Genomic DNA, 25,111 nt, shown 5'->3' on the forward strand with positions numbered 1-25,111 from the left:
AGCCTGAAGGCCGCACGCGAAGCGTAGCGGACCCTTTACGGGTTGATGGCATCAGGCCTTGGGCCGGACCAAGGAAAGAGCCAAATGAGAGCGGGGATGGCGCCGGCGGCGAAGCGAGCGTGATGTCCGTCCCGATAATCGTCGCTCTGCCTCGGATCTTCCGTCCATTTCTGCGGTCTCGGCTGCGAGGTTGAACAGCGCGCTCCATTCGCGATCACCTCGGATCTCGCGCTGACCCCGGAGCCTCTGGAAGCATGTGATGGCGGTGTCAGCGTCGCGGCCCAAACCCCACGGGCGTCGGCACGAAAAAAGGCCCGGCGGATCGCTCCGCCGGGCCTGCTGCGTTCTGATCAGAACGGGATGTCATCGTCCGTGTCATAGCTGCCGCTGCCGGCTTCGCCGCCATTGTCCTGGGCGGGTCTGCCCCGACTGAGGAAGTCGATCGTCTCGGCAATGATCTCGCAGCCGTAGCGCTTCACCCCCTGCTGATCGTTCCATTCCGTGTAGTGGATGCGGCCGCGAACCAGAACCTTCATGCCCGTAGTGCAATGGGCCTGAACCGTCTTGCCAAGGCCGTTGAATGCGGTGATGCGGTGCCATTCGGTGTCCTGGAGGCGACGGCCCTGGTCGTCGCGAAGCGCCTTGCCGTCCGCGTAGCGGGGACGCGAGGTCGCGAGGCGAAAGCTGGTGATGTTAGTTCCACCCTGGGTGCTGCGGCTTTCCGGCTCAGCGCCGATGTTGCCGGCGAGGATGACGATGTTCTGCATGATGTATCTCCGTTGCTTCGAGTCCGAGGGACCGTCCCTCCGACGAAGCCCGGGTGAAGGCCGTCCAGAGCCGTCTGCATCGCCGCCCTCGGGCGGCGGCCTGACCCCATAGGCCCGGAGTGGTGCGGGCAGCCGCGCAGCGGCAACTCGGTCCGGCGCCACCGGGGTTGCTGGCGGAAATGGAAAGGACTTAGGGATTCGCCAGTCGGAGGGAACGAACCCTCGATCGACGCATGACGGTGATGACCGCGAACGAAGGCAGCTCTCGCACAGTGGCGCCAATCCGAAAGGACGCTTCAATCGAAGACACTAACCCGCTCCGACCTCGCGCACCCGACCGCCCAGACCTTTCGGCACATATCTTCGCAACTGGGGCCGCTGCTTCATCGCCGCCATACGCCATCACGCAGCGGCAGCCGCGACGGGGCAGACAAGGCAACGGGCGTGAGGGTGGTGCGGACGCCTTTTCCACGACCTTGGACCTGGCAGCAGGGAGAAAACGCCATGACGCGGGATGCCAGACCCAGCACTGGGACCGAACTGCCCGTTCACGAACGGCGGGGATGTTGCGGTGCGCGTCCAACGTAACGGGACACTGTGATGGCTCTGGTCGGAACGCAGCAGGACTGGCGGCGTGATCCGCGCTGCCTTCTTATCTGGCCGCGCCCGTGGATCGATCAGCGCGCTGCTGGACGCCAACCGGCACGACGGGCCTCCGCAAGCGAACAGAACCAGCGTTCGCCCCGCGCGGTGTCGATCCTGACGGCGGCATAGTCGCGTTGGCCGGGCGCGTGAACGATCCGGCTCCCGTCCGCACTGATGTTGCCCTTGAGCGCGCAACGGGGATTGGGCGGCGGTGATGGGGCCTCGCGCCGCGCAACCTCGCGCGAGCCGCGCCACTCCCATGGTGGCGTGACAGTCCCGGCCCAGACGCCGGCCCGGCGGCGACGGGCGCCCTGTTCGGCGGTGTGGTAGGCGCCGCTGCTGTAGCGCGGATAGTCAAGCGCCCAGCCATTCTCCACCAGCCATCCCCCTATATCGCGCCCGCGAGCAGCGCAGCGAGCGACAGGACGGCCGCCCTGGTCACGATAGGCGGGAATGCAGCGAACGGAGGCGCCGCCGAGCCAGGTCCGCAGGGCCGCCTTGGCGCGCTGACCGCACGGCCATGACCGGCCTGCTGCATCAGCACAGGATTGATCCAGCTCCGGGGCGTCGATCCCCAGAATCCGCACCCGTTCCCGGCCGAGATCGAACGTGTCGCCGTCAACCACGCTGGCCCGGCCCTCGATAGGCGGGGCCGCGTAGCTCGGAACCGGGAGGTCGAAGGATAACGCAGCGAAAAAGCCGGCAGTTATGTAACGCGAGATGTTCATGATCGAGGGACCATATCGCCCCATCGAGAGAATGCGAGGATGGGCGGCGCTTACGCGCCGCCCAGATGCCGGAAATCCCAGACCTTGATGCCGAGCGCCTTGGCCTTGTCGCGGATGTTCGACTGGATGCCGGTGCCCGGAAACACGATCAGTCCCTTGGGCATGGCGGCGAGCATCTCGTCATTGCGCTTGAACGGAGCGGCCTTGCCGAGTTTCCAGTCGGGCTTGATGGGGACGCTCGGCACGCCGCGCTGGTCCGCCCAGAGGACTGCGATATGTTCGCCGCCGCTTTCGGTCGCGCCATGGATCAGCACCATGTCGGGGAACTTGGCCCGGATCTTGTCGAGCGTCGACCAGATCAGCCGCGTATCGTTGAACGCCGGCCCAGACGAGATCGCGATGCGAACACCCTTGGGCATAAGCACCTGCTTGTCGGACCATTTGCGATCGTTGATGAAGTCCTTGCTCGCGATGACCGCCGAAGTGAGCGCCTTGCGATTGACCTTCGAACCCGACCGGGGAAGCCAGGGCTTCTTGGTGAAGCTGCGGTACTGGTCGGCGGCGGCATCGCGCAGATATTCGAACGTGTCGCGCCGCTCGATCATGGTCACGCCCTCGGCGATCGCGCGCTCCAGCTCGACCGAATTGACCTCCGAGCCGTCCTGTTCGCGCTGCATCCGCTTTTGCGCCACTTCGTTATCGTCCAGTTCGCGTTCGACCCGCTGGATGCCGTTGTGGAAGACGTTGACCAGCCCCCAGAGGATGTCTTCGAGGTCGGGTTCGATCCGGGTGTCGATCAGCGCCGAGACCATACCATCGAACATATCGGCCACTGCGCCATCGACGAGGCGGGATTCGGGCAGCGGACGTTGATCTGGTTCATCTTCGAAGGGACGATAGCCATAGAGCTGCATTTCCTCGAGCAGATAGGCTGTCTGGGATTGGGCGTGTTCGGGCTCGTCAGCGGGGATGTCGTTGCTGTCGTTCACGGGATGTCGCCTTTTCGTCTGGGAGCCGCGACCCTCGCGGCCTTCATGGCGACGAAAGGCAGCGGGCCGGACGGCGCGCGCACCGCCAAGCGCCAAGCGTGCGCGCGCCCCTTTCGGGCGCGTGATGGCGGCCGGAGCAAAGCGGAGGACGGACAAAGGGGGCTATTTTGCCTCGCGATGCAAAGCGGCCGCTCGCGGGCGCGGCGGAAAATAGCCCCCGTCTGTCCGTTGTGCTCGCCGGACGCCCGCTGCTCCTGTCGCCCTCTATGAAGGCGTGGGCGCGGCCTTTTCAGCGAAAATGGCGCCTATGACGCGACACAGCTTCGCCGGTGACGACAAAGCTGAACTCCCGCTTCCCGGCCTTCAGCCGGACAGGAGAAGGTGACGCTCGGCATCTTCGTCCCGCAGTTGAGGGGCCAGATGCGCTCGCAGCCGATCCGCCCCCAGGCCATGCAGGTCCGAGTTGAAATCGTCGAGCATCGGCGCCAGCGGGATAGCCTCGATCCCGACCTCCGCAGCCCTGCGGGTCAACAGGGTTTCGGCGGCGGCTCCGGTGGAATCCGCGTCGCGGGCGATATAGAGGCGCCGAAGATCCGGCGGGAACCGGATGGCTGCAAGGTGGGCGCCCGACAGCCCCGCGATCGCTGGCAATGCAGGCATGATCGTGCGGAGCGATAGCATTGTCTCGATGCCTTCGCCGGCGGCCATCACCGCGCCAGCGCGCCCGAAGCGAACGCCGTGGCCGAGCAGATGGCCCATCGCGCGGCGTGGATAGGCGACCGGCGCTTTTTCGATCGTCGTGGGATCGAGCCAGGTGCGATGCACGCCTGTGATCGCGCCGGCCAGATTGGTGACAAGAGCGATCATCGCCGGCCAGGCCCGACGGGTGCCGGGAGGATCCTTCCGGGATGGCCGATAGTAGCAGCGCGGATGGAAGCGCAGCGGATCGCCCGCTTGCAGCGGTCCGATGCTCCGCCCTGCAAGATAGTCCGTGACAAGGGTGCCGCCAACGGGTTGGGAAGCAGCCGCCAGACGCTGAGCTGCCTCCGGCGTGCCGGACGGCGTTTTGCGCTCCCGCCGGGACCCAGCGCCCTCTTGCCGGGGCGATGGCTGCGGCAGGCTGAGAAAACGCCGGGCTTCCTCCAGCGTATCGCGTAGCCGCGCATGGCCTCCCGCAATGGTGATGATATCGAGCAGATCGCCATGGTCGCCGGTTGCGGCATCAGTCCATTTACCGGCCGCCCCTCCATCGGGAGAGGCGACCAAACGGACATAGAGGCTGCGTCCGGGCGTATTGCGGGCATCGCCCACCAGCCAGTACCGGCCTTCGCGATGTCCTTTCGACAGATAGCGGCGACAGACACTCTCGGCATTATCGGCGAGGCGCTGCGATATCCCGGTGGCGGAGTTCTTCATCTCACATCCCTCCGTCACGCCGCATGGCGCTCGCCGACCCGCTGAAGCGGATACCGATCCAGCAGTCGGGCGAGCACGGTCGGGCCGTCGCTTCCGGTCGGGACGAACAGCCGCAGCTTCCAGGAGATGATCTCCGAGATCAGCCCCATCGCCTTCAGCCGGTCGCGCATCGTGTCGGTGAAGCCGTCCAGTTCGATCCGATTCACGCCCATGACACGCACCCGGCGAAGCTGGAGCCGTTCGGCGAGATCGAGGATGGCCTGACCATCCATCAGCGCCGTGAACGCGGCGTCGGGCGCGAGCACCGGGCCATTGTCGTTCGCGCTCGCGGTCGCCGCCCAGGCAGGCGACACACGGCGCCCGACGATCCGCTCGCCATCGTCGGTCTGGAGCCGATAGACGCGCGTGGATTCCTGCGGCAGTCGCTTCCAGATCGGCAGCAAAAGCCCGGCGACAATGTGCATGGTGCTGGTCGCAAACACCGGCACATCGGCAAGTTCCGCCTCCCATGCCCGCTCGAACTCGCCTCGATCGGCTTCGCGCCATTGGGTTTCCGCCATGGTGGCAAGCGGCATCGGCGTCGATTCCATCGGCCGGACGAGCCGGATGCGCGCCTCTATGCTCCCGTCATCAAGTTGCAGACCGCGCGTCGGTACCTGCACCGCAGCACGCCCTGACTGGGCGTTGACCAGCAATCTGGCGCGGCGATCGCGCAGATGGCCGAAGGCTTCGTCGAGCGTCACCGGTCTGTTGCGGTCCTTGCGTTCGATGGTCAGCAATCGCGTCTCCGCTCTCGTGCCCGGATGGGTATAGATGGTGGCGCGATCGACGATCTTGAAGCTTTCGGCCTGGAGCGTCTCCAGTCCCAGCTCATAGGTTCCGCTCGCGATCGCCCCCTCGATGCGGGCGGTCAGCAGATCCTCGAACCGCGTGAACAGGATGTTCTGGAGATCGATGGTGAGCGCGAGCATCCGGTTGAGGAAGGTGGTGATCGGGGGCAGTTCGTCCCGAAGACCGCCCTCGTCGCCGAGCGTCAGGCCGGTCGCGGCCTCGAACTCGCCGAGCGAGCAGCCCTCGACCTTGCCGCTGAAGATCAGCCGGTAGAGCTGGCGCAGTGCATCGCGCGCATACCAGGATTCCAGATTGTCCTCGGGCCGGAACAGCCCCTGGCCGCCGGTCTGGCGCTGGCCGCGCGTGATCGCCCCCAGGGAATCGAGCCGACGCGCGATGGTCGAGATGAAGCGCTTCTGCGCCTTCACATCGGTCGTCACCGGCCTGAACAGCGGCGGCTGCTTCTGATTCGTGCGGTTCGACCGGCCAAAGCCCTGGATCGCATTATCGGCCTTCCAGCCCGCCTCGAGCAGATAATGGACCCGCAGGCGCTGGTTCTTCGCGCCGAGATCGGCGTGATAGCTGCGCCCGGTGCCGCCCGCGTCACTGAAGATCAGGATGCGCTTGGCGTCGCTCTGGAAGGCGTCGGTTTCGGCGATGTTCGCCGAGCCCGGCCGGTTCTCGACCACGAATCGGTCGATCCCGTCCGACCCGCGCCGCTTGACGATGCGCCGCGACCGGCCCGTCACCTCTGCGACCGTGTCGGTGCCGAAGTGGTGGAGCACCTGGTCGAGCGCGGCCGGGACTGGCGCCAGCGAGGCGAGCCGCTCGATCATCCGATCGCGGCGTTCGATCGCCTCGCGCGAAATCACCGGATTGCCGTCCTTGTCGGTGACGGGCCGGGAGCAGAGATTGCCCTCGCTGTCGCTGAAGGGCTCGTAAAGCTGCACCGGAAAGCTGTGTTCGAGGTAGGACAGAACATACTCCCGAGGCGTCACATCCACGCGAACATCATCCCATTCCTCGGTCGGGATTTCGGCGAGGCGGCGTTCCTGCAGGGCCTCGCCGGTCGAGACGATCTGGATGATGGCGGCGTGGCCGGCTTCGAGATCGCGTTCGATGCTGGCGATCAGCGCTGGGGTCTGCATTGCGGTAATGAGGTGGTTGAAGAACCGCTGTTTCGCGGATTCGAAGGCGCTCCGCGCGGCGGACTTCGCCTGGCTGTTCAGGTTGCTGCCGGCGGCACGCATGGCCGCGTCGAGATTGCTATGGATGATCTGAAACGCCCCGGCATAGGCGTCATAGATCGCGATCTGGGGCGCGGTCAGCGCGTGCTCGAGCATCTCATACTCGACGCCGTCGAAACTGAGCGACCGGGCCGAGTAAAGACCAAGCGCCTTCAGGTCGCGGGCCAGCACTTCCATCGCCGCGACCCCGCCATTCTCGACCGCGCCGATGAACTCGCCGCGTGTCGAGAACGGGAAATCCTCGCCGCCCCACAGGCCCAGGCGCTGGGCATAGGCGAGATTCTGCACGGTCGTCGCGCCCGTCGCCGAGACATAGACGATGCGCGCGTCCGGCAGCGCATGCTGGAGCCGGAGCCCAGCCCGGCCCTGCTGCGACGGCGCCTGGTCGCCGCGTTCGCTCTTGCCGCCGGCGGCATTGGCCATTGCGTGGGATTCGTCAAACACGATTACGCCGTCGAAATCGGAGCCGAGCCAGTCGACGATCTGCTGGACACGGCTCGCCTTCTCAGCCCGTTCCTGCGAGCGCAGCGTCGCATAGGTGACGAACAGAATGCCCTCATCGAGCGTGATCGGCGTGCCCTGTCGGTAGCGCGAGAACGGCGTCAACAGCAGGCGCTCCTGGCCGAGCGCCTCCCAGTCGCGCATCGCGTCCTGGTGCAAAGTCTCCGACCGGCTGACCCAGACCGCGCGGCGACGCCCCTTCAGCCAGTTATCGAGGATGATGCCCGCGACCTGGCGGCCCTTGCCCGCGCCGGTGCCGTCGCCCAGCATCCAGCCCCGCCGGAAGCGGACGGCGGTCTCCACATCGTCCGGCGCCGCGGTGACGACGTCCCAGGTCTTGTCGACGGTCCACGCGCCCGCGAGATGCTCGCCATGCGCTTCGCCCGCGAGGATGATGGATTCGAGCTGGGCATCGGAAAGAACGCCGTCACCGACCAGATGCGCCGGGAGCGAGGGCCGGTAGCTCGGAACCGGCGGCGGGACCGATGCCATCGACGCCGACTGGACCAGCGGGGTGGGATGCGGTTTGGCGCCGGGAATGCGGATCGACTGAAGCGCATAGGGCTCGTAGATCGCATCGGTCAGATTGCCATGATCCGGCACAGCTTCAACGCACGGCGTATAGGCCAGCTCGACGCCCTCGATCACAGGCGTCGGCGCGATAGGCCGGGCGGTTGCGGCGGGGCGTACCGGCCGAGCAGCCATCGCCTGCACGGCGAGCGGCGCGCTGGGCGGCGGCGTATCGGGCGCGGGCAAGCGCGGCGGGACCTGAGCCAGCACCCAGCCGAGCAGGGTCGCGGTATCGGGCGCAACGCCGGGAGCGGCAGGAAAGTGGCGCGGATCGTCGGCGGGTGTGCGGTCGATCACGGTCAGCCGCGTGTCGATCGTGGTGCCATGCTTGCGATAGACCTGCCCGTCGATCGCTGCGGAAAACAGGACGCGGCCGCGTTCCTGGAGCGCGACGAACGCATCGGTGAAGGCGGGATTGTCCGGCGCGCAGGAGGCGCCGGTGATGACGACGAGGCGGCCGTCGGGCTGCAAGCGCGCCAGCGCCGAGCCGATATGGCGCAGCGCCGCATCCTTCATGCGCGCCTCGACATGGGCGATCGCCGAGAAGGGCGGGTTCATCACCACCACGTTGGGCACGGCAGCGGGATCGAGATAGTCGTGAACATGGGCGGCGTCGTGCGCGGTGACGCCGACCTGCGGGAATAGCAGATCGAGCAGCGCGGCGCGGGTTTCGGCCAGCTCGTTCAGCATCAGGCGCGCGCCTGCGATCTCCGCCTGGATCGCGAGCAGGCCGGTGCCCGCCGAGGGTTCGAGCATCCGCTCGCCGGGCTGGAAGCCAGCGGCGACGCCGGCGACATAGGCGAGGCCCGCGGGTGTCGAGAATTGCTGGAGCGCCTGGGAGGTTTCCGACCGGCGCGTATGGGTGGGCATCAGCCCGACTATCTTCTCGATCGCCGCGAGCCGGGCTTGCGGATCGGCGTATTTGAGGAAGATCGTGTTTCCGTATTTCCGCAGGAACAGTATCTGCGCGGCCTCGCAGGCGTCATAGGCCGATTTCCAGTCCCACAGCCCTTCGGCGTCGGAGCCGCCAAACGCGGTTTCCATCGCGCCGCGTAGCGCCTGGGCGTCGACGGCGCGGCCTGCTTCGAGATGGGGCAGGATAAGCTGGGCGGCGGCCAGCAGCTTCTCGGCGGTGCCGGTGAAATGGCGGGCAGCGCCAAGCGGCACGGCAGCGAGCGCCGTGGAACGGTTCATGGTCATCGGGAATGCTCCGGGAGAGGTCGAGGGGCAGGAGCCGGCGGACCCTCTCTCTCAAACCCGCCAGGCTCACCCCGTCCCGGGCCTATCTCTTCCTCTCGCTCGGCAATCACGATGGCACCCGCACCGACCGGTGTTCTGGATGCGGCGTTGCCGTTGTTGCCGTAAAACCTTATATGTGACCAACTACCTAGTCAGGAGCGAGTCATGGACGGTATCAACCTGGCGGACGCCAAAGCCCATTTGAGTGAACTGGTCGATCGCGCTGCTGCTGGCGACACGATCGATATCCTGCGCCGTGGGAAGCCTGTGGCCCGCCTTGAGGCCGCAAAACGGCCGCGCAAGGCGATCGATGCCGCACGGCTGCGCCGACTGACCGATTCCCTTCCGGCCCAAAGCGAAGGCGCGGACACGTTCACGCGCGCCATGCGCGATGGTGATCGCTACTGATGCTCTATCTCGACACGTCTTTGCTGATCGCGGCTCTGACGAATGAGGACCGCACGGCGGAGATTCAGGAGTGGCTGGCGGGGCAAGACCCCGAGGAGCTGATCATCAGCGACTGGGTCGTGACGGAGATGTCTTCGGCATTGTCGATCAAAGTTCGAACCGGCCAGCTCGATGCGTCCCAACGCGCCGAGGTGCTGAGCCAGTTCCATCGACTTTGCAGCGAAAGCCTGACGATCATGCCGGTGGCTTCCGCCAATTTCCGTAACGCGGCGCTGTTCTCCGATCAGTTTTCGCTGAACCTGCGTGCCGGTGATGCGCTGCACCTCGCAATTGCAGCGGAGCGAGGGGCAACGCTTTGCACTCTGGATCGCCGTTTGGCCGAAGGAGGAACGGCTCTCGGGACGGTAACGAGGCTTCTGTAGGAACCGGGAGCAAGACCGACTCTGGGCGGCAGGCAAAAAAATGGGCGACTCCAAGACGGAGCCGCCCACATCAATCAGACTTCCAAGTGCCGAGCCTCGTCGATTATGAACCCGAAGCGCCCGGCGACATATTCGTCGGATGGAACTTGGAAGCGCCGTTCACGACCTTCATCCCGGCGCCCGCCGAGCCGGGCGATACAATCGGTGATGCCCGGATTATCTCTGGAACGGATCGCCGACACGACCACCCAATCGTGCCGGTGTTTCTCAGCAAAAAGCCGCCGATCATTCTCGACGGATTCACCGGGCGCCAGGAAACGGTCGTGGATCGTTTCCCAGCAATTTGGGTAATAGTCACGCAGGGTCTTCTCAGCGTGACGCCGTTCATAGGCCGTGAAGAGATCGGGGAAGCCCGTCGCGACCTTCGCCCATTCGGCATCTTCTTCATACCAGCCACCGGCAACCCTTATGGCTGCGGGCATCCTCGCGTTATGCGCGCGATCGAGCTTGAAGCCGCCATGGCTGGCGGTGGAATGGAAGACCACTCCATCGGCGTATATCTCGCTGGACTGGGATTGGCCCCAAGGCGTCGCGACCTTTCCGTTACCGCGTTTGCGATCAAGCCGCAGCAATTCCTCCCTGTGCTGGACCAGCTCAGCGATATGGTCGTGAAAGCCCAGCGCGTCGGCGGTGCGGCCATAGGTGGCCGGAACCGAAGGCGCCGGGCTCATGCCGCCCTCCTGAGGGTCGAGATGACGGGTTCATCCTCGACAAGCTGAAGGACGAGATTGGAATAGCGGTTCCGGGACGCCCAGCTTTCGGCGTCCGCCATATTGGCGGCAAGATGCTTAAGCTCGTCCTTACCGTTCCAACGGGTGAGAACCCGCACCACGCCCGGCTGCGGCAATTCGAGGACTTCGAAGCGAAGGTCCGTCGTGACCATATAGTGACGACGCGCGACAAGGACCGGCGTGATGCCGGACATGAAGGTGCCCTCGTGGAGCACGAAGCTTGCCGGGTAGGTTCTGCCGCCCATAGCCGCCGACGGCGATTTTTCCACGAGGCGGCCGGTGCTGTTGCGCGTCTGCCAGTCCCGTGACTTGCGCGTGTGCCGGGCCGGCGGCTGCGGCGCGCCATCGAAGTAGCGCAGGACGGCCCCGAGAGGCGCTGTGGCGTGAACCGCAGCGCCATCGAGAATGATGGAGGTCGCGCCCGCAACAGGGGCGTCGCCAGTTCTTTCGGTCATGTGAGGTCTCCGGGAGAGCAGCGAGGAAGCGAGCCGCCGACCGCTCTCTCTCAAGCCGGCCGGCTCACCCGCTTCCCCGTCACCCTCTCACTCTGGCTGCCGGCCCGGAGACGGGACCGGCGGCAGACCGAATCACTCCCGCAGCGACCCCGCGGCTATGTCAGCCAGCCACTCCAGGGCTTCTTCCACGTCTGCGTCATGCTCTTCGACAAGACGCGCAAGCGCGACAGCGCCGATGCGACCCAATTGGCCGAGGCGCTGCAGGACGGTGAGCAACACGGGCGCAAGCGTCTCCGGACCGGCGGTTTCGATGTCGGAAATCTTCATGGGTCAGTCTCCATTGTTTGGAAGGAAAAGACCCGAGCGCAGAGCGCCCGGGCGTTGATCGCCGGCTGTAACCCGCCGGCCTGCGCCGTTCATCGGGCAGCGAGTTTGCGCTCGGCCGCGAGAGAAATCGCTCGCGTTGCGGCCTTGAAGGCGGCGTCACCTTCTTCATGGGAGAGGTCGCTGGCCGCCTTCACATCGAGGGATGCCTGACGGATATCGGCGTTGCTCACATCGGCGATCTGGAGACCATCCAGCGCTTCCGTCTCGAAGACCACTTCCACGGTCGCGCGGACATGCTCCTCGCAGAGGCGGAGGAGGACATGCGAGCCGAGCCCCGGCTCAACGCCGAGCGGCCCATATTCGGCGATACCGAGCATTTCATCGAGCATCGACTCGGTCGTGCGTGCCATGATGTCGTCGGCTGTGATCAGCACGGCCATGCCGCCGAAACCGTCTGGCCGCATCTTCGTGCAGGTCCAGGCGGACATGGCGGAGACATAAGGAAGCGCGGGCGACCGCCGGACGATGCTCTGGAAAAACACCTCCCAGCCGGAAACCGACAAGTCCAGTTGAAGATAGGCGTCATCATCACCGAGTTCAGCGAGGCCCGCCCGGACCGTGTCTGCCGCGGCGCTTTCAACATCGCCGGACAAGGCGAGCGCCGCGCGGACCTCATCGACGGGATAGGCCGGCATATCGTTGGCGCCCTGTTCGGCATAGAAATAGAGGCCGTCGCCATCCGCATCGCTGCTGAAGATGCCGGAGAGGATCAATCGTTCGAGCGGCGTCATCGCGCTCAGCGGAATGGTGGGCTGAACCACCGTGGAACAGAAATAATCAGCCATATCGGGTCTCCAAAAACGCGAAAGCCCGGCGCGCGGCCGGGCTCTCGAGAAAGGTGATGGGGTACAGATCAGGACGCTGGCGGGCTTTCGATCGCGAAAGGGTCCACCAGCTTGTGGATCGGCTGGGCGCGGCCCATCCACGGCTGCGGCCGGATGCAGCGCACCCAGTCCGCGAAGCTCGGAATGAAGCCGAGATCTTCGAGGACATGTTGTTCGCCGATCAAGCGGACGGGAACGACCCGCCCGCATGAGACGGTGATGGTCGCGCCGTAAAAGCGTTCGAGCATGAATATGCCCTCGGCATGATGGCGCAGCGCGCGATGGCGGAAATCGGCGGTGATCGCCTTGGACTCGTCGAACCACTGATGCAGCGGCAGATAATCCTCGGCCGAGCCGCCCCATTTCCGCACGGACGAGAGCGCGTGATGATAGCAATGGCCCATCATCGCCTCCCTATAGTTCGTGATAATGGTTTTCGGATCGTTCGATCCGATAGTTGAAGTCGAAGACGATGGTCCCGGCGGCCACGTCGAAGGTGAACTCACCATAACCGCCTTCATTATTCTCCCAGCCACCGTGCTTGCTTTCGAGGAGGTCGTAACACATCGCCTCGATCGCTTCCGGGAGCGGGACCGTTACATGCCGGACCTCCTCGTCGTGAAATTCACAGCGGGCGATCTCGACAGATGTATCGGGCAGGTCGGCGCTGCTTTCACCGGAACGCGCGTCAATCTCTTCGATCTGACCGCTGTCGCCACCGCCATCGAACCGCACGGTGACAAGGGTGATGCCAGCTCGTGCCAGTACAGACAGGACAGCAGCCTTATTGACGGGAAAAATCTCGCTCGCTCGTTTATCGAATTCCGCCTGGCGGGCGAGGAAGGCGGTCATGTCGAAGGCGGGAACAAAAGGTGGATTGGTCATCGTCGATCTCCGAAAATGAAAAAGCCCGGCGCGTGGCCGGGCTGAGAATGGGGTTGAGGTGAAAAAGGCGATGCGGGACGAGGCAGCGACTGCCGACCCGTCCCGCACCTGCATTCAGGCGGCGATATCGTATTCGTCGTCGCCCTCCTGGTCGTTGGCAGCTTCCTGCTTATCGGAGGTGTCATCCTCGTTGAGGAACGCCGGCAAGGCATCGGCGTCCGCGTCGAGCGGCAGCGGTTCCTCGATCACCGGCGTCCGCAGCGGTTCGGGGAGCCAATCCGCATCGGCGAGCAGCCGTTCGGCCTCACGCGCCATGTCGCCCTTCTTCAGATGGTCGATCAGCCCGGCGGTCTGCGGCCCCTTCGCCTCGGCCACCGCCTCGAGGATGCGCGGCTTCGCGACCCGGTTGAGGTAGTTGTCGAAGGTCGGGCGCCAGCCTGCGCCGATCATGTCGAGACCCACGGCGCGGGCCAGCACGTTGGCGTGGTCGATGCGGCGCGCGACGCCGTGCGCCGAGACACGGCCGCCGCCATGCTTGGGAACCGGCTCCCACTGCGCGTTCACCGAATAGGCGGCGCAATGGGCGAACAGACTGGCCTGTTCGCCGCCGTCGAGCTGCTGGAGCGCATCCCAGACATCCTTGTCGGATTGGGGGAGACGCTCCTTCCAGCGGGTGTGCCGTTCCTGGATGGATGCAGCCGACGGACTGTTGCGCAGATCCGCGCCCTGGAACGGCATGGAGACACGGTGGACCGCCAACTCCATGCAGCTTTCGGTGCGGCCCACGTAGAAGACCGACAGCACCATCGCGTGCAGCACGGCGGCGAAGGCCACCGAAGGCGACTGCGCGAAGGCATCCTGAAGCGCCAGCGTGCGGGCGGCGGTCAGCTCGGCGACGAGACGGTCCGGGAGCGGCTTGATGACCTCACCGTCATCATCGTCATCGTTCGGAGCCGGCCTGGACGGGGCCGTGCTGGACTCGGGATCGGCCGGCTCGCCGCCGATCTCATCGGACGCGTCATCCGATCCGGCATGGGACGCTTCATCGCCACCTTCGCCGGCATCGTCAGGCTCCAGCTCATCCTCGGCGCGGACATAGCCACGGTCGATATAGAGCGTGCCGTCTTCCTCCAGACCGATGAACACGCCGGCATTGGCGATCTCGGCAGGATCGAACACCCGGTTGCCCTGGGCGAGAAGGCCAAGCTCGGCGTCGATGGCGGAGATACGCAGTTCCACGTCTTCCGGAACATCGGGCTTGCCGTCCCACTCGGCCTCAAGCGCATCGGCCTCGGCCCGCAGGGCGACGATCCGCGCTTCCTGCGCCTCGGTCAGCGGCTGCACCTGGCTGGCGATGGCGCGGCAGTCCTCGTCATAGCCATAGGGCAGATCGACCAGCGCCTCGACCCACTTCCAGCCTTCGGCCAGGATCGTATCGGCTTCCGCCCGCAGCTGCTCGTCGACCAGGCGATCGAGCAGCGCAGGATCGGAGAGCCAGCCGCCATCGTCGGGTTCGAACAGGTCACGGATCGGACCGGCGCCGCCGGCGGCGATATAGGCGTCCAGCCCGATGAAGCGGACGCGCTTGTCCGAGACCTCGACCTTGTCCTCCAGCAGCTTGGACTTGATGAACCAGGGCGACTTGTTGCTGCTGGCCGCGAGCTGACCCCACAAATCCTCCTGGCGCTGGTGATCGTCGCTGACCGTGAACGCCATGAGCTGGTCGAGAGTCATGTCGCCTTCGGCATAGCATTCGTGCAAGGCGGGCGAGACCGAGGCGAGCTTGAGGCGCTGGCGCACAACGGCGGGCGTGACGCGAAAGTGTGCGGCGATCGCTTCCTCCTGCTCGCCCTTGTCGAACAAGGTCTTCATCGCCCGGAACTCGTCAAGCGGGTGGAGCGGTTCGCGTTCGCTGTTCTCGGCAAGCGAATCCTCTTCGGCCAGAACTGGATCGTTCGCGGCCTTGACCACGCAGGGAACCGGCGCGTCCTTGGCGAGCCGCTTGCGCTTCACCAGGATCGCCAGCGCGCTGTAGCGGCGGCCGCCAGCCGGGATTTCGAACATGCCGGTTTCCTCGCCGGCCTCGTCGAGCACAGGCCGGACGTTGAGGCCGGTGAGAAGGCCGCGACGTTCGATATCATTGGCCAGATGCTCGATGGTCACGCCATGCTTCACGCGGCGGATGTTCGATTGCGAGAGGACCAGCTTGTCGAACGGAATGTTCTGGGACTGGTTGAGGGTGATCTTCGATGGGGCTTTTGCCATGACACGTCTCCATGACGGGCGGCCGGAAGACTCTCTCCCAGCCTCCAACCCGTCACGAAAACCAGAGCCTCCCTCTCACTCTATGTTTCGGCTCATGAGGGAGGTGGCAGGCGGTCCCGCGCGGCCCATGCGGATTTGATGATCCACTGAGGTGCGTATCGACGGATTTACGGAATTACGGAGAGGTCGGTTGAACCCGCCGACCGGAATCGCTTTCGAGATTGGTCAGCGATATTCCTCGGGCAGATCCTCCGCATTGCCGCGCCACACGATCTTGTCGCCCTCATAGATCGTCACGAAGCCGCCGCGTCGGGGTATCTCCACAGGCGGCAACGGCTTGGCCGCGAAGTTGAGGCAGGAGAACTCTGCGACCGTGGCCGAGAAGGCGAGCGGTTTGCCGGGCGCCATAAGCACCCGATCACAGGCGCCGCTGGGCCGCTTCACGCGGCGGCGCGAGAGGCCGAGCCGGAAAAACTCATAGTCGCGCTCCTCCCGCTCGGACGGCGGCGACCAGTGCCGGCACCAACGGCATGTCCGAATGGTCGCCGGAGGATCGTCATCGTCGAGCGGCGGCCCGTTATTATGCCCCGCGCCGGGCGGCCGCCCGCTCACGGCCAGCGCTCCTCGAGCCAGCCCCGGACCTGTTGGCGCATGATACCGATCGGGCCGTTGATCTCGGTGATCCGCGCGTCGGGGGCGACGCAGCGCAGGTCGCGGAAACCGTCGAGGAAGGCCCGCATCACCCCGATGTAGAGATGCCCGCCGGCGAGCGCGACGTCGGTGAACGGCCGCGTGCCATGGTTTGAAAGCGAAGCGATCTGGCAACCGGGAGAATCGCTATAGGTGTCGGGCTTGCGCGCCGACGGCGGACGCGGCCAACGTCGGTTCATGCCGCCCGCGATCATGCGCTGGGCAAGGTCCGGGGTCAGGCGGGCGTCATAATCCTCGACCGGCGAGCGGGAATCGAGAAAGCCGTAGCGGGCTGAGAGCACCGCGACCTTGATCCGCATCCGGTCTGGGCAGACCGCGCGGACAGTCTGCCAGAGCGGCCCGTCATAGCGGTCGACCGCGTCGATCCAGCCGACATCGCGCCGCTTGGTCGCCGAGCAGGCGAGGATCAGCAGCCGGTGGGGCTCGGCCGGTGCTCCGTCTTCGGTTCGGGGAAGAGGTCGTTCGACCAGGCGCGCCGCGACGGGCCGGTCTTCCGCGGCCTGGGCGAGCCGCTCGATCAGCGCGAGATCGTCGCTGGAGCAGACCCCGCGCACATCGAAGGTGACTGCGGGCTCCCCACCCGGATCGACAAACCGATCGACAAACAGGATGCCCTTGCCGAGATTGCCGCAGAACAGCAGCGTGTCGGCATCGCCAGGCACGCCGCTCGGACTGAGCTTGCGCCGTCCGATCTGGCGGAACGCTTCGGCGAAGGTGGTTGGGGTCAATGTTGTCCGGGGCTGGACACGGGCGTGGAAGCGCCAGCCCGGCCGCGCGATGTCGAGCTTGCCCACCTCGATCTGGTGCAGGAAGTCGGCGAAGCTATGGGGGTCCGCCGGGTAGGGACATTCCCGCCAGAGAGCGCGGATCGCCCGGCGTCGCTCGGCGGGCAAGGCGAACAGCCGAGCGCGGGCCTTCCGCCAAACGGCCGCTCGCTCATCACGGCGGTCCTGCTGCTGGCGGGGCCACCATTCGGCACGCCGCGCCATTTCCTCCTCGACGCTGTGCTGCCCGGCGGCGATTATGTCGGCGAACAGCGGCAGCGCCTCGCGCTCGCGTCGCTGCTTGGTGAGAAACGCCGCGCGCTTGCGCGACGTTTCTTCATACTGCTTGGGCCTGGGCCGTTTGCGGAAGCGCATGGATCAGCCCTCCCGCTCGAGCCGGGCGATGATGCGCTCGGCTGCGCGGATGCCGCCGGCGATATCGGCGATATCAATCCACACCGAGATCGGCGCCGTCGTCTCGAACAGGATGTCGCGCTCGACGCCGAGCTGGAGCCCGACGTCGAGGCCTTGCAGTTCGGCCAGGCTGAACAGGCCATAGTCGACGTAATCCATGTCGAGATCGGCGATGCCGTGCAGCGTATCGCCATCGGGTTCGAGCATGGTGGCAAGCCACACGCCCGCGCCCATGGGGTTGAAGAATTTCGCGACCGGAAGATGGTCACCGCGCGGGTCGGCCGCATTGGCGATGAGCTGCGCGCGCAGCTCGGGGGTCAGAAGGGTCATGCCGCCCTCCGTTCGGTCGGAGCGCTTCGGGCCTCAATGCCGGGAGCATCGCGGAAGGCCAGCAGATAGTCGGCCGCCTTCGATGCGGCGCTCGCGGCACGAACGATCGCGCGATCATCCGCGCGCATGATGTCGAGCCATGCCCCGATATAGTCGGAATGGCGGACAGTGGGTTCGATGCCGAGCGCAGCGCAGACGAAGGCGCCGGCCATCTCGGCGACATATCCTGACAGTCCAGCCCTAATTTGAATTTTTGGGGGTCGAGCGGAGGTGCTGGTCATGCTGCCAACTCCTCGCGCTGGGGCTGCTGCGCCCACATCCAGTCGGCGGCTTGCTGGGCCTTGCTGGCGGCGGTGAAGATCGCCCGTGGATCTTTCTTCAGAGCACTGAGCCACGATGCCACATAGGCGGCGTGATCGGGGCGCGGATGATGGGCAATGCCGAGGTCCGCCAGGACGAACGATGCGGTGAGTTCGGCGCAGGCTTCTTCGATCGGCAGCCAATCGCGCTTGAACCGGTCCTGGAAGTTGCGGTCGAGCCGATGCTTTGCCCCTGTGGCGTGGCCGGACTCGTGCAGCAGGGTGCCCATGTGAGCGGCTGCATCGTGAAACGCCGAGAAAGGCGGCATGAAGATCTGGTCGAGATCGATGCGATAATGGGCATCGTAGGCGCCTTCGGTGATCGGAATGTTCAGCGCCGCGACGAATGCTTCGGCATGGGCGAGGCGTTCGGTCTCCGGCAATAGGGTGACCGGCGCAGGCTCATAACCTTCGACCTGCGCGAGGTTGAACACGGTGAAAGCGCGAGCGAACATACGACCGGGCCGCTGATCGCCATCGTCATGGTCTTGATCGACGTTGGACGCAGCCTGCTTCCAGAAAACGACTGTCGTGCCGCGTTCGCCCTTGCGAACCTGGGCGTCGACCGCCTGCCACTGCCGATAGGTGCCCCACAGGCCGCTGGCATAGCCGCTCACCTGTGCGGCCGCCCACAACGCGAGCACGTTCACGCCCCGGTAGCGCTTATGGGATGAGAAGTTCTCGGGCCGCGTGACGGCGGCGCCATCATGATGCCAGGGCATGCGCCAGGTGCCCGCGCCCGCCTCGATGGCGGCAATGATCTCGGTGGTGATGCGGGTATAAACGTCGGCGCGCTCGGCCGGCGCTGATGAGCGGGACATGTTCGATCTCCACGACGGGCGAAGCAGGCCTCTCCCGCTCCTCATCCCGTCACCCCATCTCCAGGCCCTCCTCTCCCTCTACCGCCGCCCGAAAGGGCGGCGTCGCGCCTTCAGGCGCGATCTGGGCCAGCACGCCCTCGATCCGGTCAACCTCGTGCTGGAGCGCTGCTCGTTGCAATCCAGGCAGGCGCTTCTCGCGCAGCAACATCCGCGCCTCGGTGGCGCTCCGCTCCCAGATGGGCCGGTGACGTTCGGCGATGCAGGCGTTCGGACAGCGGGTCGGTTCGCAAAGTGCTGTCAACGGCCGGTTCGCCGAGGAATCTGTCGCACGCTTGAGGCACAAGGCTGTTGCCGGATCGAAGAAGCAATCGGCCAGCGTGCCGACATGCAGGGTGCGGGCAAGGCTGGCGAGCATGGTGCGCAGACGGGACCGGTCGGCGATCATCGCTGGCAATGGGCTGAGTTGCGTGGCCGTCTCATCGAGGACGCGCTCGATGCGCCGGCCCGCTGGTCCGGAAAGGGAGGCCCCACCTCGCCGCCTGTCGAAATAATCGAGCAAGTCGTCGAGCTGGCCGAGTCCGCGCTGCGTCTCCACCTCGGCGCGGAACCCGGAGGCGCTGCTTCCTGCGTAGCCCTCGAAGGCGGCAACGGAGGCATGCTTGTACTGGATCATGCCAGCCACCGTTCCGAAGGGGCGGTTGGCGATATGCCATGCAATGGTGCGGCGAAACTGGCGGGTCGTAATCCGCCAGGGCTTGCCGTCCGGTCCTGGCGGAATAGCGGGCGCCTCGTCCGAACCGAACAGCGTGTTGAGATGGTCACGGTAGGCGTTGATCTGACGGACGATCTCCGCGGAAACGTGCGACTTGCGGCTCCGCGTCAGTGACAGCACGGGCCAGAGTGTATCAAGGCCGCGAGCGTCGGCCGCACGCTTGCACAATAGCTCGAGCACACTGATCGCATCAGCGACAGGAGCAATGGTCACCCACTCGGCCGGCGCTCCCCCGCTACCCTTGCCCTTGTAGGCGGTGGAACGCACGCGGTGCCGTGACACGACGCCATCCTCACTCCGCTTGAGGGTCAGGCATCCCCGACGCATCGCCTGCACCTCGCAATCGCGCATCCCGGTCAGATAAGCGCAGACCACATAGGCTGCCGCCTGCAGCATGCGCTCTTCGAGGATAAGGGACTTGGCATCGAAACGGGGCCGCCATGGTAAACCACGATCGGGATCAATCGAGATCGGCGTATCCATACCGCCAGGTTCGACGCCCATATCCGCGATGGCAGCTTCAATGAGATCGGAAGCACCGCCAGCGAGAGTAAGGTGCATCGCCGGTTCTGCGGCGGCGTCGACCCCGACGTGGAGATGGAGAAGCTGCACGTTGACGACTGGCATGGTCGTCCCGCTGGCCGGATCGATGGAGGCAGATCCGTTGGGTGGGCTTACCCAGACCGGTACGCCTCGGCCTTGCCGCGCGCGCGACCGGAAATAGCGCTGCAATCGCATCCGCTGCCGTTGACGACGCTCGGCGTGTGCCAGTCCCCGTTCGGCAGCAAACCAGCGGTCACGTTGGGCTTCGAGGCGATCAAGCTCACGCCGGGCCGCGAAAATATCCTGCGCGAAGACGGTGACATAGCGCAGCGACCAGGCCAGCAGCGGGGTGATGATCCCCTCGGGCATACGCGGTGTGCGGTTCTCCCGGACATGCCGATAGCCAGCGACGCGCGCAGGAGCCCGTCCTTCCCAAGGCTCAAACGACAGGCCGCCACCGGGAAGATGGTCGCGGTAATGGTATAGATCGATGATCACCTCGAGAAGGTGGCCAACGATGACGGGCCTCCTTGCGGGATCATCACGCAGATGGCGGGCATAAGCATCGATCAGCGCGGGATCGATGCGGCTAAGGTCGAGCACACCCAGTCGTCCGCGCGCAAAACCGAAGAAGCGCCGCGCCCGATTGAACGCTTGCCGGATACAGGCGGGCAATAGCTTCGGACGGTAGCCGGGGAGATCGACGTTGAGACGGGCATAGAGATAGGCGCGCATCGTCGCCTGCACATCGGCATGTTCAAGCACGTCGAAATGCACGGTGACATGGCAGCGCCGGGCGTTCTCGCGGAAAACAGCGGGTCCAAGATCCCAGCTCGGGTCACCGACACGCGACAGTGCCTCACGGGAATGGCCCGGCTTGAGCGGCACAATCGTCAACACGGGCCGATCATCGAACGCGAGCGCCGGGACATAGGCGGGGGCCGTCATGCGCGCGTCTCGGGCGGGAGATAGAGATGCTCGTCGGTTGCGCGCAGCCGCGCTTCGGCGACGACCGCATCGGAAAATGCTGGCAGAATCTGGTTGACTATCCGGGCATGAACCTGCCCGAACTTGGCCATCCAGTCAGAACCAGGCAGGCCCTGCCGTTGATCTTCGACGAATGCGAGGAAGGCCAGGATCGCGGGCAGCTTGCGCGCGGTGATGACAGCGTTGGGGCAATGGAGACACCCCCAGAAAGGCTGAGAACAGGGCGAACCAACCTCGGCGAAGGGACTGCGATGGAAGCCCGCACAAGCGGCGAGCCAGACATCCTGTTCGCCGTCGAGCAGCGGATCGACCGTATCTGGCGGCATCAGCGGCGCGGCCTGTTCGGGCCCTTCGCGCAGTGCCTGCTCCGCAGTGGGCGGGAGTATGGTCGGCATCGCAGCGGCGACCGCCTCGCGGAAGGCATCGGCGACCGCGGCCTCGTGCAGGGGCCGGAGCGAGGGTAGATCCGCGTAATGGCGCGCGGCGACCTCACGGCTATGCCCGACCGCGAACCGAGCCATATGCCCTTCGGTCTTGGTGTACCACAGCGCCTTGTGGGTCTTGCGAAGGCGGGAAAGCAGAAGGTAGAGCGGCTTGCCGTCGTCATCGACAATCCGGTGCCGAGCCACCCACGCATCGAGACGTTCGCGCGGATGACGAATACCGGCGTGCAGCCCGCCAGCGTTGTGGTAGACCCAGAGACAATCAGCGGACAGATGTTGGCGCGCAACTGCCGTGACCTCGATCAGCCGGCGGATAAGGCCACCTGGCGTGCCGATGCCGCCGTCGCGCACGCGCATACTCTTGTGCTCGGCAGCGCGGGCGCGTCGCTTCAGGTAACGCAACTCGACAGTGCCAGCGGATGGGTTGGCCAGGCAATCAACCGTCAACGCCTTCAAGCACTCGGGCTCCAGGCCAGTATCGAGCGAAAGTAGCACGAACAATGGGGGGATATCGGTGACGTGAAGATGATGGCGGCGATGCAGGTCATCGACCAGCGTGCTGATCGGCAGGCCGCGCCGTGCGCGCATGAAATAGAGGCTCTTCAGCGCGGGATGGTCTGCGACGATAAAGCCCTGCCGCGCGATGACCGCTTCGACTTCAGCGCGCGCCCTGGCGATGATCGGATCGCCCTCATCGGTGTGGTCGTCATCGGCGCCGAAACGGCGGAACATCGCTTCGATATCGGCCCTTGCGGCGTCGCGCAGTGCGCGAGCGACGAACGGACTGTAGGCATCGCGCGGGGTCGAGCGACCTGCCGAAGTGGCCAACGTGTAACGAAGCCGCTCATGCAGGTCGGGCGCGATCCGGTCGGGCCGATCTGCCTCCATCATGCGCAATGTGTTGATCACCTTGCCCACGATTATGTGCCGGTGGATCGCGCTCTTCCCGAGTCGCTCGAGCGTGGAGGAAAAACCATCGATATGGGCCGCGTGGAGATCACTGATGCCGGCCACCTTCGGCGCTTCGTCGGCAAGCCAGGCGAAGAAGTGACGATAGACCTGGAGATACTGCTTGATGACGCTGGCCGCACCGATTGATCCGCCGAGTGCCGCTGACCGATGGAGCGCGCCGGCAAAGGCAATGGCGAGCGGACGAGGCTCGAGCCCGGTCATATCGACCAGGACGGTCCCGCCATGCCGCGCCTCGATGGTGAACTTGAGGCCGAGCACCGGATCGGGCTGCACAGCCTCCGGGGTGATCGGAGCGAAAGCGACAGGCCGGCCCCTGCGGGGACGCCCGCTCATGCGCCCTGCGGTCCCGGCAGCAGCGCGAGTAGCTCCTCTACGGCTGCGTCGACCGTATCGGCGCGGGTCGCGATATGGTCGAGGTAGATATAGGTGGTCGTAAGGCTCGCGTGGCCGAGCAGGCGTTGCACCTGTTGCAGCGGGTCGCCCAAGATCAGCCGGTAGCTCTCTACCGCCCCCGCCGGCAATGCGGCTTCGCGTAGTCGCTGCTGGATCAGCAACGCGAGCATATGGACTGCGAAGGTGTGGCGAAGCTGGTGCGGGCTGATCGACAGCGGAAAACCGTTCTCCGCGCACCGCTTGCAGGCCCGAGTGAAGATCACCTCCCACGAGTTGGGACGGACAGGTTGCCCGACCTCGGTCAGCCATAGCGCCGCCGGCTCCCGGAGCGTTCCATCCTCATCACACAGGATCAGGCGGCATCGTTCCTCCGGGGTGCAGATATCCCGCATGCGGTCGAGACCGGCGCGAGTGACAGGGATCGGTCGCTCAAAACTGGCCGCGCCATCGCGCGCGGCAAACTTGGCAACGCCTGCGGCCCGTTCGACGGCGACATAGGCGGCGATCTGACGAAGCAGCCGGCGCGGGACCAGAACGCTGCGTCCTCGGTCGCCCTTGGTGAGCGGCGGCGGGAGAGGCAGCCAAAGTTGTTGTCCATCACCGTCTTCGCGGTCGATCGCCGTGAGCTCGGCAGCGAGCAGGCACGACGCCTCTTCGAGGCGCAGGCCGGTGGTGACGAGAAGATCGGCGAACAGCGCGTTGCGCAGCCCGTTCCGATCGCGCGCGCCAGGGCGCTCGGTGCCGTCAGGGGCGAGACCGCGCAGGCCGACCTCACGGAAAATGCGGTAGTCGTCCATCGGGACGAACCGAACATCCGACCGCCTCGCGACACGTTCATAGGCGTCGTTGCGCGCCGCGATCATGCCGCGACGGCCGCCCTGCGCCGGTCGCCACACGGCACGGCGGCTGAACGGCGCCTCGGCGATCAGCCCTTGCTGCTCGCCCCAGCGGTAGAGGCGATCGAGACTGGCGACGGCCCGGTTCCAGCTTGCCGCCGTGATCCGGTTATCAGCCTCGTCGCGGCGTCGCTCACGATGATAGGCGACCACATCGTCGCGGGTCGCAGTCCACACGGTCTTGCCAAAGGCATCGAGAAAGCGAAGCCAGACCGCGACATCGTAGGCACAGGCGCGAAGCGAGTGCCGCGAGCGGACGCCCGACAGCGGCAGGTCGAGAAAGAAGCGATCCAGATCGGGATCGTAAAGCGCGTCGTCGCGCAAGATCAGCGGCACATGCGCATCGAGACCCTTGGCCTCGCGACGCTCGCAGACAGAGATGATCGACATCAGCGCGAAACCCTCCCCCCGGACCCCCCACCCGGAAGCTGACCTCGCACCGTTGCGCCCTATGGCCCGTCAGTTATCAGGCTGGCCTCCGCCAGCTCTTGGGTCAGCGCTACGGCCAGCCTGATAACTGCCTACCGTCGGCGTCCATCACCACATCCTACTGCAAAGTGCCATGCGGTGCAGACTGTCCAGATAAGGCGACCAGTTCCTCGCGTCCATATGTCTCCGAGCCGAAGCGGCCGCTCTGGTCCCGGTCGAGGCGCTCTTTGCTGCCCGTCCAGTGACCGAGTTCGTGAAAAGCCGTTCGATTCCAATTGATCGGATCGAAATAGCGCGAGGGTGGCGGGACGCAGACCCGGTCGTTCGCCACGTCATAATAAGCCTGATCTCCGCCGATACGGAAATCCGCGCCCGTCGCTTTGATCAGGGCTTCCGCCTCGGGAAGGATCTGATCGGGATCGGGTCGTGGGATCGCGGCGGTATAGGCGTCAGGCAGCCCCTCGCACTGGTCCAGATTGAACACCGTGAAGCGCTTCAGGAACGGTATCGTGCCTGGCGTGCGGCCTTCCTCGGCGGCCTGGCGCCGTTCATCGCCCGGGGTGAAGCGATGGGCATAGACGACAGTGGTGCCGGTCGCGCCTTTGCAGACATTGCCGCCGAGTTCGAGCGCCTGGCGAAAGGTCAGGAAGGCGTTGCTCGAAAATCCCCGCGAGACCACCGCGTGCCAAAGAATGAGAATGTTGATCCCGGAATAGCAGCGGCTGCTCGACGCGTTGTGCGGCATCTGGAGCGGGGCCTTGGCCGAGGCCCAGGGCTGCACCCAGGGCACGCGGCCGGCTTCCAGCTCGGCGATGATCTGGTTGGTGATGTCCTGATAGAGGGTCGGCCGGTCAGGAACTGCTGGCCGGGATTTGAACTTGCGCGCCATCGCGTATCTCCGCGACGG

Annotated in this window: 23 protein-coding genes; 2 read left to right on the top strand and 21 right to left on the bottom strand. The window is 65.5% G+C overall.

The genetic code is table 11. From position 1 onward, the window contains the following. Window positions 1–350: 350 nt before the first annotated feature. The 5 genes from G432_RS19065 to G432_RS19085 form a co-directional block, all read right to left on the bottom strand. Window positions 351–767, bottom strand: a complete 417-nt coding sequence (locus tag G432_RS19065) for a single-stranded DNA-binding protein (RefSeq protein WP_015460459.1) — start codon at window positions 765–767, stop codon at window positions 351–353. A 677-nt stretch (window positions 768–1,444) separates the two neighbouring features. Then, entirely contained in the window at window positions 1,445–2,140 is a 696-nt protein-coding gene (locus tag G432_RS19070; protein WP_015460460.1) for a thermonuclease family protein, read from the bottom strand. A gap of 50 nt (window positions 2,141–2,190) precedes the next feature. Further along, window positions 2,191–3,129 carry a DUF2493 domain-containing protein gene (locus G432_RS19075; RefSeq protein WP_015460461.1) on the bottom strand — a complete coding sequence of 313 codons (939 nt, stop codon included), beginning with the start codon at window positions 3,127–3,129 and terminating at the stop codon, window positions 2,191–2,193. 363 nt (window positions 3,130–3,492) lie between these two features. Beyond that, window positions 3,493–4,545: a DUF7146 domain-containing protein gene (locus tag G432_RS19080; protein WP_015460462.1), complete on the bottom strand. Its 1,053-nt coding sequence runs from the start codon at window positions 4,543–4,545 to the stop codon at window positions 3,493–3,495. A 14-nt stretch (window positions 4,546–4,559) separates the two neighbouring features. Then, on the bottom strand, window positions 4,560–8,894 hold the full coding sequence (locus tag G432_RS19085; protein WP_015460463.1) for a strawberry notch-like NTP hydrolase domain-containing protein: 4,335 nt from the start codon (window positions 8,892–8,894) through the stop codon (window positions 4,560–4,562). A 204-nt stretch (window positions 8,895–9,098) separates the two neighbouring features. On the opposite strand from G432_RS19085, the gene G432_RS19090 reads away from it, so the two are divergent. Continuing rightward, window positions 9,099–9,341 (top strand): type II toxin-antitoxin system Phd/YefM family antitoxin, encoded by a 243-nt coding sequence (locus G432_RS19090; RefSeq protein ID WP_015460464.1) that lies wholly within the window; start codon window positions 9,099–9,101, stop codon window positions 9,339–9,341. Then, window positions 9,341–9,763, top strand: coding sequence for a type II toxin-antitoxin system VapC family toxin (locus G432_RS19095; protein WP_015460465.1), 423 nt, complete (start codon window positions 9,341–9,343; stop codon window positions 9,761–9,763). Before G432_RS19090 ends, G432_RS19095 begins: the two co-directional genes overlap by 1 nt. Before the next feature lie 74 nt (window positions 9,764–9,837). Here the strand turns inward: G432_RS19095 and G432_RS19100 are convergent, their stop codons facing one another. The 16 genes from G432_RS19100 to G432_RS19175 form a co-directional block, all read right to left on the bottom strand. Continuing rightward, window positions 9,838–10,494, bottom strand: coding sequence for a DUF7007 domain-containing protein (locus G432_RS19100; protein ID WP_015460466.1), 657 nt, complete (start codon window positions 10,492–10,494; stop codon window positions 9,838–9,840). Then, window positions 10,491–11,009 carry a hypothetical protein gene (locus G432_RS19105; protein WP_015460467.1) on the bottom strand — a complete coding sequence of 173 codons (519 nt, stop codon included), beginning with the start codon at window positions 11,007–11,009 and terminating at the stop codon, window positions 10,491–10,493. The genes G432_RS19100 and G432_RS19105 overlap by 4 nt, the downstream gene beginning before the upstream one ends. 132 nt (window positions 11,010–11,141) lie before the next feature. After that, complete coding sequence (locus G432_RS19110) at window positions 11,142–11,336, bottom strand: hypothetical protein (RefSeq protein WP_015460468.1); 195 nt, start codon at window positions 11,334–11,336, stop codon at window positions 11,142–11,144. Between the two features lie 89 nt (window positions 11,337–11,425). Next, on the bottom strand, window positions 11,426–12,181 hold the full coding sequence (locus G432_RS23835; protein ID WP_015460469.1) for a hypothetical protein: 756 nt from the start codon (window positions 12,179–12,181) through the stop codon (window positions 11,426–11,428). Between the two features lie 68 nt (window positions 12,182–12,249). Then, the gene (locus G432_RS19120; protein ID WP_015460470.1) at window positions 12,250–12,624 is read right to left on the bottom strand and encodes a DUF6915 family protein; all 375 of its coding nucleotides are present in this window, start codon (window positions 12,622–12,624) and stop codon (window positions 12,250–12,252) included. A gap of 10 nt (window positions 12,625–12,634) precedes the next feature. Then, window positions 12,635–13,105 (bottom strand): DUF6878 family protein, encoded by a 471-nt coding sequence (locus G432_RS19125; RefSeq protein ID WP_015460471.1) that lies wholly within the window; start codon window positions 13,103–13,105, stop codon window positions 12,635–12,637. A 114-nt stretch (window positions 13,106–13,219) separates the two neighbouring features. Then, window positions 13,220–15,370, bottom strand: coding sequence for a ParB N-terminal domain-containing protein (locus G432_RS19130; protein ID WP_015460472.1), 2,151 nt, complete (start codon window positions 15,368–15,370; stop codon window positions 13,220–13,222). Window positions 15,371–15,595: 225 nt separating this feature from the next. After that, on the bottom strand, window positions 15,596–15,982 hold the full coding sequence (locus G432_RS19135; RefSeq protein WP_015460473.1) for a hypothetical protein: 387 nt from the start codon (window positions 15,980–15,982) through the stop codon (window positions 15,596–15,598). After that, the gene (locus G432_RS19140) at window positions 15,979–17,220 is read right to left on the bottom strand and encodes a hypothetical protein (protein WP_015460474.1); all 1,242 of its coding nucleotides are present in this window, start codon (window positions 17,218–17,220) and stop codon (window positions 15,979–15,981) included. The genes G432_RS19135 and G432_RS19140 overlap by 4 nt, the downstream gene beginning before the upstream one ends. A gap of 3 nt (window positions 17,221–17,223) precedes the next feature. Beyond that, window positions 17,224–17,589: a DUF2958 domain-containing protein gene (locus tag G432_RS19145; RefSeq protein ID WP_015460475.1), complete on the bottom strand. Its 366-nt coding sequence runs from the start codon at window positions 17,587–17,589 to the stop codon at window positions 17,224–17,226. Beyond that, window positions 17,586–17,801, bottom strand: a complete 216-nt coding sequence (locus G432_RS19150; RefSeq protein WP_051128765.1) for a zincin-like metallopeptidase domain-containing protein — start codon at window positions 17,799–17,801, stop codon at window positions 17,586–17,588. Before G432_RS19150 ends, G432_RS19145 begins: the two co-directional genes overlap by 4 nt. A gap of 65 nt (window positions 17,802–17,866) precedes the next feature. Then, window positions 17,867–18,769 (bottom strand): ArdC family protein, encoded by a 903-nt coding sequence (locus tag G432_RS19155; protein WP_015449374.1) that lies wholly within the window; start codon window positions 18,767–18,769, stop codon window positions 17,867–17,869. Between the two features lie 49 nt (window positions 18,770–18,818). Next, window positions 18,819–21,032, bottom strand: a complete 2,214-nt coding sequence (locus G432_RS19160; protein WP_015449375.1) for a phage integrase — start codon at window positions 21,030–21,032, stop codon at window positions 18,819–18,821. Next, a complete protein-coding gene (locus tag G432_RS19165; protein ID WP_037465845.1) occupies window positions 21,029–22,819 on the bottom strand; it encodes a hypothetical protein in 1,791 nt (596 codons plus the stop codon). Before G432_RS19165 ends, G432_RS19160 begins: the two co-directional genes overlap by 4 nt. Then, window positions 22,816–24,165 (bottom strand): tyrosine-type recombinase/integrase, encoded by a 1,350-nt coding sequence (locus tag G432_RS19170; RefSeq protein WP_015449377.1) that lies wholly within the window; start codon window positions 24,163–24,165, stop codon window positions 22,816–22,818. Before G432_RS19170 ends, G432_RS19165 begins: the two co-directional genes overlap by 4 nt. A 157-nt stretch (window positions 24,166–24,322) precedes the next feature. Further along, a complete protein-coding gene (locus G432_RS19175; RefSeq protein WP_015460477.1) occupies window positions 24,323–25,093 on the bottom strand; it encodes an ArdC family protein in 771 nt (256 codons plus the stop codon). Window positions 25,094–25,111: the final 18 nt, after the last annotated feature.

Origin of the sequence: Sphingomonas sp. MM-1 (genome assembly GCF_000347675.2) — a bacterium.
Lineage (GTDB): Bacteria > Pseudomonadota > Alphaproteobacteria > Sphingomonadales > Sphingomonadaceae > Sphingomonas_E > Sphingomonas_E fennica.

Excerpts from the sequence above, each read along its gene's own strand:
- G432_RS19100 (WP_015460466.1), bottom strand. The coding sequence starts at position 10,494 with ATGAGCCCGGCGCCTTCGGTTCCGGCCACCTATGGCCGCACCGCCGAC.
- G432_RS19130 (WP_015460472.1), bottom strand. The coding sequence starts at position 15,370 with ATGGCAAAAGCCCCATCGAAGATCACCCTCAACCAGTCCCAGAACATT.
- G432_RS19090 (WP_015460464.1), top strand. The coding sequence starts at position 9,099 with ATGGACGGTATCAACCTGGCGGACGCCAAAGCCCATTTGAGTGAACTG.
- G432_RS19155 (WP_015449374.1), bottom strand. The coding sequence starts at position 18,769 with ATGTCCCGCTCATCAGCGCCGGCCGAGCGCGCCGACGTTTATACCCGC.
- G432_RS19105 (WP_015460467.1), bottom strand. The coding sequence starts at position 11,009 with ATGACCGAAAGAACTGGCGACGCCCCTGTTGCGGGCGCGACCTCCATC.
- G432_RS19165 (WP_037465845.1), bottom strand. The coding sequence starts at position 22,819 with ATGAGCGGGCGTCCCCGCAGGGGCCGGCCTGTCGCTTTCGCTCCGATC.
- G432_RS19120 (WP_015460470.1), bottom strand. The coding sequence starts at position 12,624 with ATGGGCCATTGCTATCATCACGCGCTCTCGTCCGTGCGGAAATGGGGC.
- G432_RS19095 (WP_015460465.1), top strand. The coding sequence starts at position 9,341 with ATGCTCTATCTCGACACGTCTTTGCTGATCGCGGCTCTGACGAATGAG.
- G432_RS19110 (WP_015460468.1), bottom strand. The coding sequence starts at position 11,336 with ATGAAGATTTCCGACATCGAAACCGCCGGTCCGGAGACGCTTGCGCCC.
- G432_RS19150 (WP_051128765.1), bottom strand. The coding sequence starts at position 17,801 with ATGGCCGGCGCCTTCGTCTGCGCTGCGCTCGGCATCGAACCCACTGTC.
- G432_RS23835 (WP_015460469.1), bottom strand. The coding sequence starts at position 12,181 with ATGGCTGATTATTTCTGTTCCACGGTGGTTCAGCCCACCATTCCGCTG.
- G432_RS19080 (WP_015460462.1), bottom strand. The coding sequence starts at position 4,545 with ATGAAGAACTCCGCCACCGGGATATCGCAGCGCCTCGCCGATAATGCC.
- G432_RS19070 (WP_015460460.1), bottom strand. The coding sequence starts at position 2,140 with ATGAACATCTCGCGTTACATAACTGCCGGCTTTTTCGCTGCGTTATCC.
- G432_RS19065 (WP_015460459.1), bottom strand. The coding sequence starts at position 767 with ATGCAGAACATCGTCATCCTCGCCGGCAACATCGGCGCTGAGCCGGAA.
- G432_RS19170 (WP_015449377.1), bottom strand. The coding sequence starts at position 24,165 with ATGTCGATCATCTCTGTCTGCGAGCGTCGCGAGGCCAAGGGTCTCGAT.
- G432_RS19160 (WP_015449375.1), bottom strand. The coding sequence starts at position 21,032 with ATGACGGCCCCCGCCTATGTCCCGGCGCTCGCGTTCGATGATCGGCCC.
- G432_RS19175 (WP_015460477.1), bottom strand. The coding sequence starts at position 25,093 with ATGGCGCGCAAGTTCAAATCCCGGCCAGCAGTTCCTGACCGGCCGACC.
- G432_RS19145 (WP_015460475.1), bottom strand. The coding sequence starts at position 17,589 with ATGACCCTTCTGACCCCCGAGCTGCGCGCGCAGCTCATCGCCAATGCG.
- G432_RS19085 (WP_015460463.1), bottom strand. The coding sequence starts at position 8,894 with ATGACCATGAACCGTTCCACGGCGCTCGCTGCCGTGCCGCTTGGCGCT.
- G432_RS19140 (WP_015460474.1), bottom strand. The coding sequence starts at position 17,220 with ATGCGCTTCCGCAAACGGCCCAGGCCCAAGCAGTATGAAGAAACGTCG.
- G432_RS19125 (WP_015460471.1), bottom strand. The coding sequence starts at position 13,105 with ATGACCAATCCACCTTTTGTTCCCGCCTTCGACATGACCGCCTTCCTC.